Source organism: Bradyrhizobium sp. 613_E4_N2_2 (assembly GCF_052075995.1).
Taxonomy (GTDB): Bacteria; Pseudomonadota; Alphaproteobacteria; order Rhizobiales; family Xanthobacteraceae; genus Bradyrhizobium; species Bradyrhizobium barranii.
Map to the genome: position 1 here is coordinate 760,549 of NZ_CP197234.1, position 14,716 is coordinate 775,264.

The 14,716-nt window shown below is 63.8% G+C and carries 12 protein-coding genes; 6 read left to right on the plus strand and 6 right to left on the minus strand.

Annotation, left to right across the window (positions count from 1 at the left end):
- Nucleotides 1-66: 66 nt before the first annotated feature.
- Nucleotides 67-858, minus strand: a complete 792-nt coding sequence (locus tag AB7290_RS03580) for a cysteine rich repeat-containing protein (RefSeq protein WP_085398802.1) — start codon at nt 856-858, stop codon at nt 67-69.
- A 236-nt stretch (nt 859-1,094) separates the two neighbouring features.
- On the minus strand, nt 1,095-2,096 hold the full coding sequence (locus AB7290_RS03585; RefSeq protein WP_085398801.1) for an NADP-dependent oxidoreductase: 1,002 nt from the start codon (nt 2,094-2,096) through the stop codon (nt 1,095-1,097).
- Nucleotides 2,097-2,306: 210 nt separating this feature from the next.
- Here AB7290_RS03585 and AB7290_RS03590 point away from each other — a divergent pair, with 210 nt between their 5' ends.
- Together AB7290_RS03590 and AB7290_RS03595 are read left to right on the plus strand one after the other, a co-directional pair.
- On the plus strand, nt 2,307-3,602 hold the full coding sequence (locus AB7290_RS03590) for a dicarboxylate/amino acid:cation symporter (RefSeq protein ID WP_085398800.1): 1,296 nt from the start codon (nt 2,307-2,309) through the stop codon (nt 3,600-3,602).
- Between the two features lie 12 nt (nt 3,603-3,614).
- Nucleotides 3,615-4,535 carry an amino acid ABC transporter substrate-binding protein gene (locus AB7290_RS03595; RefSeq protein ID WP_085398799.1) on the plus strand — a complete coding sequence of 307 codons (921 nt, stop codon included), beginning with the start codon at nt 3,615-3,617 and terminating at the stop codon, nt 4,533-4,535.
- Nucleotides 4,536-4,724: 189 nt separating this feature from the next.
- Here AB7290_RS03595 and AB7290_RS03600 read toward each other — a convergent pair whose 3' ends face one another.
- A complete protein-coding gene (locus AB7290_RS03600) occupies nt 4,725-5,531 on the minus strand; it encodes an ATP-grasp domain-containing protein (protein ID WP_085398311.1) in 807 nt (268 codons plus the stop codon).
- A 374-nt stretch (nt 5,532-5,905) separates the two neighbouring features.
- On the opposite strand from AB7290_RS03600, the gene AB7290_RS03605 reads away from it, so the two are divergent.
- The 4 genes from AB7290_RS03605 (at nt 5,906) to AB7290_RS03620 (ending at nt 10,104) form a co-directional block, all read left to right on the plus strand.
- On the plus strand, nt 5,906-6,679 hold the full coding sequence (locus AB7290_RS03605) for a ferredoxin--NADP reductase (RefSeq protein WP_014490313.1): 774 nt from the start codon (nt 5,906-5,908) through the stop codon (nt 6,677-6,679).
- A gap of 346 nt (nt 6,680-7,025) precedes the next feature.
- The gene (locus tag AB7290_RS03610; protein WP_085398310.1) at nt 7,026-7,934 is read left to right on the plus strand and encodes a patatin-like phospholipase family protein; all 909 of its coding nucleotides are present in this window, start codon (nt 7,026-7,028) and stop codon (nt 7,932-7,934) included.
- A gap of 202 nt (nt 7,935-8,136) precedes the next feature.
- On the plus strand, nt 8,137-9,762 hold the full coding sequence (locus AB7290_RS03615) for an FMN-binding glutamate synthase family protein (RefSeq protein WP_085398313.1): 1,626 nt from the start codon (nt 8,137-8,139) through the stop codon (nt 9,760-9,762).
- Between the two features lie 102 nt (nt 9,763-9,864).
- Nucleotides 9,865-10,104: a PilZ domain-containing protein gene (locus AB7290_RS03620; RefSeq protein WP_085398309.1), complete on the plus strand. Its 240-nt coding sequence runs from the start codon at nt 9,865-9,867 to the stop codon at nt 10,102-10,104.
- 118 nt (nt 10,105-10,222) lie between these two features.
- Here the strand turns inward: AB7290_RS03620 and AB7290_RS03625 are convergent, their stop codons facing one another.
- From AB7290_RS03625 to AB7290_RS03635, 3 genes are all read right to left on the minus strand, one after another.
- On the minus strand, nt 10,223-11,518 hold the full coding sequence (locus tag AB7290_RS03625; RefSeq protein WP_135215892.1) for a hemolysin family protein: 1,296 nt from the start codon (nt 11,516-11,518) through the stop codon (nt 10,223-10,225).
- 110 nt (nt 11,519-11,628) lie between these two features.
- Nucleotides 11,629-12,942 carry an ABC transporter ATP-binding protein gene (locus AB7290_RS03630; RefSeq protein WP_085398312.1) on the minus strand — a complete coding sequence of 438 codons (1,314 nt, stop codon included), beginning with the start codon at nt 12,940-12,942 and terminating at the stop codon, nt 11,629-11,631.
- 13 nt (nt 12,943-12,955) lie between these two features.
- Nucleotides 12,956-14,689, minus strand: coding sequence for an ABC transporter permease (locus AB7290_RS03635; protein ID WP_085404099.1), 1,734 nt, complete (start codon nt 14,687-14,689; stop codon nt 12,956-12,958).
- Nucleotides 14,690-14,716 lie beyond the last annotated feature (27 nt).

Sequence of the window (14,716 nt, forward strand, 5' to 3'; positions counted from 1 at the left end):
GCGCGCGAAAATTCATTCGCGCGCGGCCGGTCGGTGGCGCGCGCTTGGCGCGCAATCACGCGCCGCTTATCGCGCCGCGAATGGCGCCAGCACTTCCTTGCAGGCGGGCGACAGCGACGCGGCATTGCTGGAGATGCATTGCACGATGCGGCCCCCGCCCGGTGCGACGCCGGCGCAGAGCGTGCGGATGTCGGCACCGCAGGCCGAGCGCACGATGAACAGCTCTTCGCGCGGCCGCAGCGGGCGCAGAGCGATGACGGCCGGCGCCGCCGCTGGTGCTGCCGCCGCCGGAGCTGCGCCCGCAGGCGCTGCCGTTGCAGCGGCGCCGCCGCCACCGGCCGCAGCGGTCACGGCCTTCTCGCAGGCCGGCGAAACCTTGGCCTTGTTCTTCTCGAGGCATTCGAGGGCGGGGGCGCCGCCCGGCGGCACGCTGGCGCACACCTTGGGATAATCGGCGCGGCACGCGCTCTTGACCGCGGCAATCTGCGTGCTGCTCGGCTGCTTTGACGCCGCCGCTTTCGGAGCGGCTGCGGCGGCGGGGGCGGCTTCAGTCTTTGCCGGTTCAGATTTGGCGGGCGCAGCTTCAGTCTTCGGCGCCGCAGCGGGCTCGACCGCGCGAACCGCGGTCTGGCATCCCGATGACAGGCTGGACATGTTCTTCTGGAGACATTGATACGCCTCCGCGCCACCGGGCGTGACGCTCGCGCAGTGTGCCATGAAGTCCGAGCGGCATGCGGAACGGATGGCGCTCTTCTGAGCCTCGGTCGGCGCTTGCGCGAATGCGCCTGTTGCAGTTGCGAAGAGCGTTGCCGCCAGCAGCGCGCGACGCGTTGATGCATGTTTCAACGTGTTGAACATTTGGGTAAATTCCCTGCCCTGTCGGTCACGCCGACAATTTTTAAATGTAATGCAAGCAATCATTGCGGGTGATGCCGCGTGCAGCATCATTGGCTGCCTCGGCCTCTACCGCAAGTAGATTATACGGGCGCAATTGCGACGTAACTAGAGCACGATCCGGAAAAGTGTGCCGCGGCTTTCCCTTGCGACAAACGCGGAACGCGTTGGCGCGGAGATCATGCTCAAACAATACGGCGTCAGAGCTTGACCATGCGCTTGCCGCGGTTCTCTCCCGCCAGCAATCCGATCAGCGCCTTCGGCGTATTCTCCAATCCGTCGATGATGTCCTCCTGCACCTTCAGCTTGCCGGATGCGACCCAGCCCTGGAGGTCGGCGAGCGCGCGCTGGCTCTCCTTCATGTAGTCCATCACGATGAAGCCCTGCATGACGAGCCGCTTCACCACGATCAGGCCGGGCACGCCGCGCGGGCCGTGCGCGGCAGGTGCGCCGTCATATTGCGAGATCGCGCCGCAGCAGGCGATGCGGCCGTAATTGTTCATCTGCGGCAGGCAGGCTTCCAGAATGTCGCCGCCGACATTGTCGAAATAGACGTCGATGCCTTTTGGCGCCGCCGCGCGCAGGGCCTTGAACACCGCGCCGTCCTTGTGGTCGACGGCGGCATCGAAGCCGAGCTCGGAGGTCAGCCAGTTGCACTTGTCTGCGCCGCCGGCGATGCCGACCACGCGACATCCCCTGATCTTGGCGATCTGCCCGACGATCGAGCCGACGGAGCCGGCCGCCGCGGACACCACGACGGTCTCGCCCTCTTTGGGCTTGCCGATCTCCAGCAGGCCGAAATAGGCGGTGAGGCCGGCGATGCCGAACACGCTGAGCAGATGCGTCATCGGTTCGAGCTTCGGCATTTTCGTGAGATGCTTTGCCGGCACCGCGGCAAACTCCTGCCAGCCGGTGTCGCCGAACACGATGTCGCCGGCAGCCAGCCCCGGCGCCTTCGAGCTGACGACCTCAGCGATGCCGCCGCCGGCCATCACGCTGTTGGCCTCGACCGCGGAGCGATAGGTCGCACCATGCATCCAGGCGCGGTTGGCGGCGTCGAGCGAGATGTAACGCACCTGCAGCAAGGCCTCGCCGTCCTTCGGCTCCGGCATCGCACCCTCGACCATCTTGAAGTGCTCGGCACCGAGCTTGCCGCTGGGCTTTTCGACCAGAAGAATCTGGCGATTGATGCTGCTGCTCATGGCGTTTCCTCTTCGTTTGCTTGACGATTATTGATGCAGCCACCGCAAAGAAAACGTGCAAGCCGCATTCGTTGTGCGCTGCATGAAGGCTAGATCGCGCCGACCCGTTTCGCAACGGGAACATCAGGCCATCGCGCGAGCACGCCAAGCGTGTTGCGTCGTCGTCATATCTGCGACATCATGAAGCGCCGGTGTAGGTGGGGGTAAGCGATGTCGAACAAGTTTACGCAATACATTCTGGCCGCGATGGTGCTGGGCATCGTCATGGGGGCGGCGATCTTCAACTTCCTGCCTGACACCAGAGCCGAATGGGCTTCCTCCATCAACCTGATCGCCATGATGTTCCTGCGCCTGATCAAGATGATCATCGCGCCGCTGGTGTTTGCGACGCTGGTCGGTGGCATCGCGCATATGGGCAGCGGCTCGCGGCTCGGGCGCATCTTCGCCAAGACCATGGGCTGGTTCGTCAGCGCGTCCTTCGTGTCGCTGCTGCTCGGCCTCGTCATGGTCAATCTGCTCCAGCCCGGCGCGAACTTCCCCGGCACGCTGCCGCAGGCGGGGCAATCGACCGGCTTGCCGGTCTCGGCCTTCTCGATCGAAAAATTCCTGACCCATCTGATCCCGACCTCGATCGCCGACGCCATGGCGCAGAACGAGATCCTGCAGATCGTGATCTTCGCCGTGTTCTTCTCGGTGGCGATGGGCTCGATGCCCGAACGGTCGAAGCCGATCCTGGCAATGATCGACGACGTCGCTCACATCATGCTCAAGGTGACGAGCTATGTGATGCTGTTCGCCCCGCTCGCGGTATGGGCCGCCATCACGGCCACTGTCGCCAAGAACGGCCTCGGCGTGCTGTGGAAGCTCGTCGTCTTCATGGGTGGCTTCTATCTCGCGCTTGGGATCCTGTGGGTCATCCTGATGATCGTCGGCTTTATGGTGATCGGGCCGCGATACAGCCATCTGCTGAAGCTGATCCGCGAACCCCTGATGATCGCGTTCTCCACCGCGAGCTCGGAAGCGGCCTATCCGAAGACGCTGGAGGGGCTGACCAAGTTCGGCGCGTCGTCGCGGATCTCGAGCTTCGTGCTGCCGCTCGGTTACTCCTTCAATCTCGACGGCACGATGATGTACTGCACCTTCGCGAGCATCTTCATCGCGCAGACCTACCACATCGAGATGTCGCTCGCGACGCAGCTGGCGATGCTCGCGACGTTGATGATCACCTCCAAGGGCGTTGCCGGCGTACCGCGCGCATCCCTCGTGGTGATCGCCTCGACGCTGTCGCAGTTCGGCATCCCCGAGGCAGGCCTGCTGATGATCATGGGCATTGACACGTTCCTCGACATGGGACGCAGCGCCACCAATGTCATCGGCAATTCGCTCGCGACCGCCGTGGTCGCGAAGTGGGAAGGTGAGCTCGGGCCCGAGCACGAGCTCGGACCCGGCGAAGCGACGACGCCGGACATGGTTCCGGGCGAACTGCCCGCGATGGCCGGCCATTGACGGGAGTGCATCATGCGCCTTTCAACGGCGATATCGGGTGGCCTGTTGCTGGCGGCGTGCCTGCTGGCAACCGGCGCCTCCGCCCAGACCGGCGGCAGCGAAGGGCTTAGCCCGACGCTGTCGGCCATCAAGAACAGGCACACCGTGCGGCTCGGCTATCGCGAAAGCTCGCCGCCGTTCTCCTTCCTCGACCAGTCGGGCCGTCCGATCGGCTACAGCCTCGAACTCTGCGAGGCCATCGTCGAGGAGATCGGCGTCGAGGTCGACGATCCCGATCTGAAGATCGACTACGTCAAGGTCACCTCGGACGACCGCATCGACGCCGTGCTCCAGAACAAGATCGACCTGGAATGCGGTTCGACCACCGCCAATGCCGAGCGGGGCAAGCGCGTCGCGTTCTCGCCTTTGATGTTCGTCGCCGGCACCAAGCTGATGGTGCCGAAGGCGTCAAAGGTCCAGTCGTTGACCGATCTGAAGGGCAAGACAATCGTGGTGACGAAGGGCACCACCAACGAGCAGGCGATCCAGGCGGCCGACAAGAAGCTTTCGCTCGGCCTCAACATCGTCACGTCGCCGGATCACGAGCAGTCGTACCAGATGCTCGTCGACGGCAAGGCAGATGCATTCGCGACCGACGACATCCTGCTCTCCGGCCTGATCGCGCGCCACAAGGCGCAGGACAAGTTCCGCGTCACCGGCGATTACCTGTCCTATGACCCCTACGGCATCATGTTCAGGAAGGGTGAGCCTCAGCTGACGGCGGTGGTCGACCGCACCTTCCGCAAGCTCGGCTCCAATCGCGATCTCGTTCCGCTCTACAACAAATGGTTCACCGCGCGGCTGCCCACCGGCGAACGCCTGAACGTGCCGATCTCCCTGCAGCTGGAGGAAGCCTTCAAGGCGATGGACGATTCCGCCAGCGCGAATAATTAGCGACGGTTTCTCTTACCCTCCCCTGGAGGGGGAGGGTCGATCGCGCGTAGCGCGAGCGGGGTGGGGTGATCTCTCCACGCGGGCACTGCTTCGGTGGAGAGACTGTCACCCCACCCCGCTGCGCATTCCGCTTCGCTCCATGCACAGCGACCCTCCCCCTCCAGGGGAGGGTGGGGATCTTCGCCGTGGCTATTGCGTTTCGTTCCCAAACACCCGATCCAGCGCCGCGTCATACGTCGCCTGCACCAGCTCCGGATGCAGCTTCGCCAGCGCTTCCATCATCACGCCGGAATTGATTTCCAGCACCCGCCACTCGCCATCGACACGGATCACGTCAATTGACGCAAAGGCGATGCCGATGGCGCTCGCGGCATCGGTCGCGAGCTTCACGCAGGCCGTACGAACCTTGTCGTCCTCCAGCAGCACCGGCTTTGCGCCGGCATCGAGATTGTGTCGCCAAGCCGACCCACGCTGCTTGCTGTAGACGACGAGTGGCACGTCATCGAGCAGGATCACGCGCACCTCTTGCTCGATCGCGACATAGGGCGAGATCACGAGTCCGGCGCTCATTGAAAAGACCTCGGCAGCCGCGTGGTCGAGTTCCGCCTCTGTCGTCACCTTGAACACCGAGCGCCCCGATGTTCCCTCGTTCGGCTTCACCACCACGCCTTGCGGTTGGTCGTGAAGCAGCTCGAGCATGGCGTCTCGCCAATTGGGGCCAACAACGTTCTTGCCCAGCTTTGGGTTGAGGAAGAGGCGATGCGGAATGCATGGCACGCCCTCAAGCGCCAGCACCTCGGCAGTGGCCGATTTGTCGTTGGCGAGGCGGTGCGCGATGGCGCTGTTGAGACCGATGTCGTAGCCGAACGCGAAGTGGCGCTTTGCGCGGCTGCGCATCGCGAGCAGCCAACCGCCGGCGCGGACATCGAGCGCGATGCCATGGGTCGCGCAATAGCGCCTGATCGCCTGGACGAAGATCCGCTCGCCGCTCGCCATGTGTTCAGTCGTTCCTGTCGCCAAAAGCCGCAAAAATGCGGGAAACGGCGCCAAACCGGGGTGAAAGTCAGAGCTATTCTTAATGAAATTCTCGCGAGCGCGACGGAAATTAAGTGCTGCAATCAGGCCCTGAAGGGAAAAGAAATTGCCCGCCGCGCATGCCCGGCAGCAGATTCATTAATGATGTGGCCATTTCCGCCGCAAATGCCGGTTTGAGCGGCATCAATTGCATCCGGAACGAGGTTGATTATTGGCCTCAATGGCGTAGATCACACACGCGAAATCCTCCGCCATGGCAATGGTGTCCGCCCCGCTTTCAGGGGCCGGGCAATGCTTTTGCCCTAAAACCGCAATTATTCGGAATATCGAAAATCATGAGCGCGTTTTACCGAGAGAAGGTTCTTTCCGTCCAGCACTGGACCGATACGCTGTTCAGCTTCCGCGCCACGCGCGACACCGGCTTCCGCTTCCAGAACGGCCAGTTCGCCATGATCGGCCTCGAGGTCGACGGCCGTCCGCTGCTGCGCGCCTACAGCATGGCGAGCGCCAACCACGAGGAAGAGCTCGAGTTCTTCTCGATCAAGGTTCAGGACGGTCCGCTGACCTCGCGCCTCCAGAAGATCAAGGAAGGCGATACCATCCTCGTCGGCCGCAAGGCGACCGGCACGCTGATCACCGACAACCTCATTCCCGGCAAGCGGCTGATGCTGCTCTCGACCGGCACCGGTCTCGCGCCCTTCGCCAGCCTGATCAAGGACCCCGAGGTCTACGACCAGTTCGACAGCATCGTGCTGGTGCATGGCTGCCGCCAGGTCTCCGAGCTTGCCTATGGCGAGAAGCTGGTTGCTTCCTTGCGCGAGGACGAGCTGTTCGGGGAGCTGCTGGCGGATAAGCTGATCTACTATCCGACCGTGACCCGCGAGCCGTTCAAGAACCGTGGCCGCATCACTGACCTCATCAACTCCGAGCAGATCTTCAACGATATCGGACAGGGCCCGCTCGACATCGAAACCGACCGAATCATGATGTGCGGCAGCCCGGCGATGCTGGAAGAGCTGAAGGTGATGTTCGAAGGTCGCGATTTCATCGAGGGAAGCGGCAACAAGCCCGGCCATTTCGTGATCGAGAAGGCGTTCGTCGAGCGGTAAGCGCCGTTCGGCTTTTGATTGGCGCTCCGTAGCCAAAACATCGGTGTCGTCCCGGGGCGCGCGACTTGTCCGCCGTAGCTCGAAGAGCGAAGGCGGAAGCGCGAGCCCGGGACCCATAACCACAGGAAGTGGTTTGGCGACGGCTAGTGGTTATCAGCTCGCGCCATAACCTCTCCCTGTGGTTATGGGTCCCCGCATTCGCGGGGACGTCAGTTGAGTGTGGGGCTGCCATTTCGCCTCTCACACACTCGCCAGCCATCCACGTCCCTCACCATCCTCCCCCGACTTTGTTATTGGCGCGTCTCGCGCGCCCCTTGTTATAAGCTCGCGCCAAAATCTCGCCGCGATGTTGCAATGCGAGAGGGGAGCTGCGCAAATCTTGTCCGTGATCGACCATGGTCCGCCGAAACCGACCGCCTTCGTGCTGGCGGGCGGCGGCAGTTTTGGAGCGATCCAGGTCGGCATGATGCATTCGCTAGCGCGGCACGGGGTCGTCGCCGATCTCGTCGTCGGCTCCAGCGTCGGCGCGATCAACGGAGCCTATTATGCTGGCAATCCCTCGCTCAAGGGCGTGCTGGGGCTGGAGGCGGTCTGGCGCGGCCTGAAGCGTCATGATGTCTTCCCGGTCACCTGGAAAAGCCTCGCCGGATTCATGTGGCGGCGCGATTTCCTGATTCCCCATGACGGCATCCGCAAGCTGGTCGAGGACCACATCCCCTATCGCAACCTCGAGGATGCCGTGCTTCCGGTGCACATCGTCACCACCGATTTCGTCTCCGGAGAGAGCGTGGTGTTGTCGGAGGGGGCGACGGTGGACGCGATCCTGGCGTCCACTGCGATCCCCGGCGCGTTCTCGCCGGTCTACTACCGCAATCGTTTCCTGGCCGACGGCGCGCTCTCCTCGAACACGCCGGTCCGGGTCGCGATCAAGAAAGGCGCAAAACGGCTGGTCGTGCTGCCGACCGGACACGCCTGCGCGGTGAAGGACCCGCCGGTGGGCGCGGTTGCCAATGCCCTGCATGCGCTGACGCTGCTGATCGCCCGGCAATTGGTGGCGGAGCTCGAGGGGGTGGCGTCCGACATCGAATATGTCGTGGTGCCGCCGCTCTGTCCGCTGGTGGGATCGCCCTACGATTTTTCGCGGACCGACGACCATATCGAGCGTGCGGTCGCGAGCACCGATGCCTGGCTGGCGCGAGGCGGCCTCGAGCAGCACGGCGTCATTCCGCACGAGGCGCAGCCTCATGGTCACTGATTTGTCATTTCATTTGAATCTATTGCACTGCGAAGCCCGCCGCGGGATGGATTGATTTGCGGCATCCGGATTCGGTAGCCTCAAGGCGGGGTCCGCGTCATAACCATGGACGTGGCGCGGGCGTATCATGCCCTGTCAGACTGACGAGAGGGATGTGGTCGTGGCCAACGATAACAAGACGCAAGCTTCGCCCGAAGGGCTGATGGAAACCCTGCTGCTGCCGTTCTCGCCGCGCTTCATCGTGCTGACCATCTGCGCGGTCGTCACCGCGCTGCTGATCGGCATCGGTCTCGCCGATGGCAAGATCTTCGACATCCTGCTGATCCCGATCCTGATCTTTGGCGCGCTGACGCTGCTCGGGGTCCGCGACCTCATGCAGAAGGGCCATGCGGTTCTGCGCAACTACCCGATCTCGGCGCACATCCGTTTTCTGCTCGAAGAGATACGCCCCGAGATGCGGCAGTATTTCTTCGAGAGCGAGAAGGACGGCATGCCGTTCTCGCGCGATATCCGCGCGGTGGTCTATCAGCGCGCCAAGATGGAGCTCGACAAGCGTCCGTTCGGCACCCAGGAGGACGTCTACCGCGAGGGTTACGAGTGGATGCATCACTCGGTCTCGCCGAAGACGCACGCCGAGGAGAAGTTTCGCGTCCCCATCGGCGGCCCCGATTGCGCAAAGCCATATTCGGCATCGGTGTTCAACATCTCCGCGATGAGCTTCGGCGCGCTCAGCCCGAACGCCGTGCGCGCGCTCAATGCCGGCGCCAGGAAGGGCGGCTTCGCGCATGACACCGGCGAGGGCGGCTTCAGCCCCTACCATCGCGAGATGGGCGGCGACATCATCTGGGAGATCGGCTCCGGCTATTTCGGTTGCCGTCATCTCGACGGCACGTTCGATCCCGAGGCGTTCGCGCGCGTCGCGAGCCAGGACCAGATCAAGATGGTCGAGCTCAAGATCAGCCAGGGCGCCAAGCCCGGCCATGGCGGCGTGCTGCCGGCCGCGAAGGTGTCGGAGGAGATCTCAAAAATCCGCGGCGTCACGATGGGCGAGGACTGCATCTCGCCGGCCTCGCACCGCGCCTTCTCGACGCCAACAGGCATGATGCAGTTCATCGCCGAGATGCGACGCTTGTCCGGCGGCAAGCCGGCCGGCTTCAAGCTATGCATCGGTCATCCCTGGGAATTCCTGGCGATCTGCAAGGCGATGCTGGAGACCGGCATCTATCCTGATTTCATCGTCGTTGACGGCAATGAAGGCGGCACCGGCGCGGCGCCGCTGGAGTTCATGGATCACCTCGGCATGCCGATGCGCGAGGGCGTCAATTTCGTCCACAACGCGCTGGTCGGCATCAATGCGCGCGACCGCATCAGGATCGGCGCGTCCGGCAAGATCGCGACTGCCTTCGACATGGCGCGGGCGATGGCGATCGGCGCCGACTATTGCAACTCGGCGCGCGGCTTCATGTTCTCGCTGGGTTGCATCCAGTCGCTGAGCTGCCACACCGACCGCTGCCCGACCGGGGTTGCGACCCAGGACCCGACGCGTGCGCGTGCGCTCTACGTGCCGCTCAAGATCGACCGCGTGCATAATTATCACCATGCCACGCTGCACTCGCTCACCGAGCTGATCGCCGCGGCCGGTCTCGAACACCCGCAGCAGCTGCGCCCGATCCACTTTAGCCAGCGGACATCGACCACCCAGGTGCGATCCTTTGCACAGCTCTATCCGTCGCTGCGTCCGGGCGAGCTGCTCGAAGGCACCGAAGATCCGCGCTTCCGTGAAGCCTGGCAGATGGCGCGGGCGGAGACGTTCCAGCCGGCGCCGTAGGGGGCACCGCATGATACGGCCGCATCCTGCGGCGGTGAAAATTCATCGGGGATTGTGGTTGTGTTTTAACGTCTGTGTCAGCTTGGGGTGTAGATTGGCCCCATGGACGAGCGACGCGACAAAGCTAGGCGCCGCGTGCTGAAAGCCGGAACCATCGAGTTCGGCGGCGGCGCGATCGACTGCACCATCCGTAATTTCTCCGACACCGGCGCCGCGCTCGATGTCACCAGTCCGGTCGGTATCCCCGAGCGGTTCACCCTGGTCATCCAGGCCGACGGAACGCATCTCGCCTGCACGGTCGTCTGGCGCAAGGAGAAGCGGATCGGGGTGCGGTTCGGGTGATGGGTGCGCGTTTGGCGCGAGCGCGCACCACAAGCTCCGCTGTCGTCCCGGGGCACGACAAAGTCGCGCGCTTAGGGCGCGCTTGTCCGGGACGACGGGTGGAGGGTTGGGTGCGCGATCACCCCGTCTCGACCTCACTCAACCGGCCCGCCAGAATCTTGTCGATCCTGCGTCCGTCGAGATCGACCACCTCGATATGCCAGCCGGCGAAGTCGAAGGCATCGCCGACATTAGGCAGCACGTTGAACTGTTGCAGCACCAGGCCCGCCACCGTGTTGTAGCGGTGCGGCGGCAGCTCGACGCCGAGCAACTCGCCGAACTCGTCGACCGGCATCCAGCCGGAGACCAGCAGCGAGCCGTCATCGCGCCTGACATAGGCCGGCTCCGGCGGTCCCTCCTCGGAATGGAAGGCGCCGACGATCGATTCCAGAATGTCAGCCGTCGTCACGATACCCTCGAAGGCGCCGTATTCGTCGTAGACCAGGCCGACATGAACCGGAGCGGCTTTCAGGATCGCCAGCACGTCGCGGGCGTCGGCTGATGCCGGAATGCCGGGCGCCTCGCGCACCAGCGCTCGCAGATCCGGCGTGCGCTCGTTCATGTAGGCGACCAGCAGGTCCTTGGCCTGGAGCACGCCGATCGGCTTGTCGCGATCGCCGTCCGAGACGGGAAAGCGCGAATGCGGGCTCTTCGCGATGATCGCTTGAATGGCCTCCGGCGTATCGTTCAGATCGATCTCGTTGACCTCCGTGCGCGGCGTCATGATTGCGCCGACCGGCCGGTCGCCGAGCCGCATGACGCCCGCGATCATCTCCTTTTCGCCCGACTCCAGCACGCCCGCGTTCTCGGCTTCGCTGACGAGGTGATGGATCTCGTCCTCCGAGACCTTCTCCTCGGCCTTGCCGCCGCGGCCGAGCAGCGTGAGGATCAGCTTGCCGGAGAGATCGAGCAGGAAGACGAGCGGTAGCGAGATTCGCGCCAGAACGTGCATCGCGGGCGCGACCTTGACCGCGATGCTCTCGGGGTCGCGCAGCGCCACCTGCTTCGGCACCAGTTCGCCGACGATCAGGGTGGCGTAGGTGATGAGCGTGACGACGATGCCGACGCCGACGATGTCGGCAATCCCTGAGGACAGGCCGAGCTCGACCAGCCATTGCGTCAGCCGCTGTCCGAGCGTCGCGCCGGAGAACGCGCCGGAGAGCACGCCGACCAGCGTGATACCGATCTGCACCGTCGAGAGGAACTTTCCGGGGTCGGCCGCCAGCGTCAGCGCCCGCTCGGCGCCGCGCACCCCCTTGGCCGCGAGCAGCGACAGCCGGGCCGGGCGGGACGAGACCACGGCCAGCTCGGACATGGACAACAGGCCGTTAATGACGATCAGGACGACGACGATGATGATTTCGACGGACAACATTGTGCGCAAGGAGAAGGGATACTTGACCCGGCGAACGCCGGACCAAGCCCCTTATATATGAACTCGATGCACAATTTGTCCGGTTCCCGACCAAATTGCCGCAGGCGGGATCAAGCGCTCTCGCCCGGGTTTTCGAGGCTGAACGTCTCCGACTGCTCGTCATATGCGAACAGCTCGCCATAACGTCCCCAGGACACGACGGTCCTGAGCGTCTCGTCCGCATAGTCCTCGGACATGTAATCTTCGAGCTCGTTGCGGAACCGTGCCGCGGGGGCGGTATGGGAGGGACGTTCGTCGAGCACGCGGCGAATCAATCCCATCACCGGCACGTAAGTGACGAGATGTTCGGCGAACAGCTTCTTGCGTGCGTCGGTTTCGAGATGGGCAAAACGCTTGCCCGTGTCGGTGAGCATCAGGTCACCTTCGCTCAGCTGGGCGAAGCGCAGCAGTTGCAGGGACTCGCCGAGGTGGAGGATCTCGTCGGCCTCGAGCTGGAGCTGGCTTGCGAGCACGGGCAGGTCGGCGTGTCCGTGATAGGGCGGCCCCGCCAGCGTCTCGATCAGGCCCGACAGCACGTTGGACGAGACGTGGTGCAGGGTCATGCCGACACCGGAGCCGAGGATGCCTTCGACGGGGGGCGCCTTCGGTTCGGCGCGTTGGGTCATGCGCGCGTAGATGTTGTCGACGAGCTGCCGGAAATGGGGGTCGAGCCGGTTGCGCGGATGCGGCATGTCGACCTTGATCTCGGCGGCGACACGCCCTGGATTGGATGAGAACACCAGGATGCGATCGCACATCAGGACCGCCTCCTCGATATTGTGCGTCACCATCAGGATCGATTTGATCGGCAACCGGCCCTCGATCCAGAGGTCGATCAGGTCCGTGCGCAGTGTCTCGGCCGTGAGGACGTCGAGTGCCGAGAACGGCTCGTCCATCAGCAGGAGGTCCGGATGCACCACCAGCGCGCGGGCGAAGCCGACGCGCTGCCGCATGCCACCCGACAGTTCCTTCGGGAAGGCGGACTCAAACCCGTCAAGGCCGATCAGGTCGATCGCAGCAAGAGCGCGCTTGTGGCGCTCGGTGGCATCGACGCCCAGCGCTTCGAGCCCGAGCTCGACGTTCTGGAGCACGGTCAACCAGGGAAACAACGCGAATGACTGGAACACCATGGCGACGCCGTTCGGTGGCCCGACGATGATCTCGCCGCGACAGGTCGCCTGTCCCGCAGACGGGCTGACCAGACCGGCGATGATCCGCAGCAAGGTGGACTTGCCGGAGCCGGAGCGGCCGAGCAGGCCGACGATCTCGCCCGAGCGGATCGTCAGGTCGACCTTGTCCAGCACCAGGAGCTGTTCGCCGCTGCCTTTCGGGAAGGATCGGCAGACACCGCGGATGTCGATGAGCGGAGAGGGTTGATCGAGCATGAGGGTCTCCTCGTCAGCCGAGCCGCAGGCGACGCTCGCCGAAGGCATAGAGCGGCCGCCAGACCAGACGATTGAACAACGTCACCAGAATGCACATCGTGGCAATTCCGAGCACGACGCGCGGGAAGTCACCGGCTTCCGTGGCGGAAGCAATATAGGCACCGAGCCCGGTGGCCTTCAGATGCGTGTCGCCCCAGCTTGCGACCTCCGCGACGATCGACGCATTCCAGGAGCCGCCGGACGCCGTGATCGCGCCGGTGATGTAATAAGGAAAGACGCCGGGCAGTATCACCTTGAACCACCATCGCCATCCCCGGAGATGGAAGCTGCCGGCGGCTTCGCGCAGATCGGTCGGAAAGGCGCTCGCGCCCGCGATCACGTTGAACAGGATGTACCACTGCGTGCCCAGGATCATCAGCGGGCTCAGCCAGATGTCTGGATTGAGCTTGAAGCTGACAATGGCGACGACAAAGACGGGGAAGGCGAGATTGGCCGGGAAGGCCGCCAGAAACTGGGCCAGCGGTTGGATTCGTTCGGCGAGCTTCGGGCGAAGCCCGATCCACACGCCAACCGGCACCCAGATCAGCGTGGCGAGGCTGATCAGGATGGCGACGCGCAACAACGTGATGAGCCCGTCCCTGATGACGACGAGAACGTCGGACATTCCGAGACTGGCCGAGAGATAGCGATAGGTCAGCCAGGCGGCATAGGCCGTGCCGGCGAGGATCAATGCGATCCAGACCGTATCGACGAGGCGTGACGTCTGGTCTTTACCTGGTGCCGCGGGCGGCAGCTTTGGCAGCGGAATGCGCAAGTTCGAGATCGCGCGGTTCAGCGCCGCGAAAGGAAGGGTCAGCGCACGCAGCGCCCGAGTCCGGCGGAACAGGTCGAGCATCCAGGAGGCCGGCGCCTCGCCTGAGGCGGTCTGCTCGAAGCGGAATTTGTCGGCCCAGGCGACGATGGGGCGGAACAGCAGCTGATCATAGGCGATGATCACGAGCAGCATCGCCAGCATGGCGTAGAGGATCGCCGGCAAATCCTGCTGCTGAATTGCCATCGCGACATAGGAGCCGATGCCCGGCAGCGTCACCGTGGTGTTGCCGACCGTGATCGCCTCCGAGGCCACCACGAAGAACCAGCCGCCCGACATCGACATCATCGCGTTCCAGATCAGGCCGGGCATCGCGAAGGGGACGTCGAGGCGCCAGAAGCGCTGCCAGCCGGACAAATGGAAGCTTTGCGTGGCCTCTTCCAGATCCTTCGGAACGTTGCGGATCGACTGGTACAGGCTGAACGTCATGTTCCAGGCCTGGCTGGTGAAGATCGCGAACACCGAGGCGAGCTCGGCGCCGAGCACCTGCCCCGGAAACAAATTCATGAAGAACACGACGGTGAAGGTGAGGAAGCCCAGGATCGGGACGGATTGCAAAATATCCAGCAGCGGGATCATCACCAATTCGGCTCGCCGGCTCTTGGCTGCGATCGCCGCGTAGATGAAGGTGAAGACCGTCGAACAGACGATGGCGAGCAGCATCCGTAAGACGGTGCGCAAGGCGTAAAGCGGAAGGTTTGCCGGATCGAGCGTGACCGGTGCGCGCTCGAGCTCGGACAGCGGCACCGTGGTCTGCTCGCCGCCATAGACGATCAGGACCATGGCGCCGATCACGAGGATCAGCGCCGCGACGTCCCAGACATTGGGGAGTAGCGCCCGGCCGATCGCGGCCGTGCGGATATCTCTCGGCTTCATAGGCCCGCCCTTGGGCTGGAATTTTGG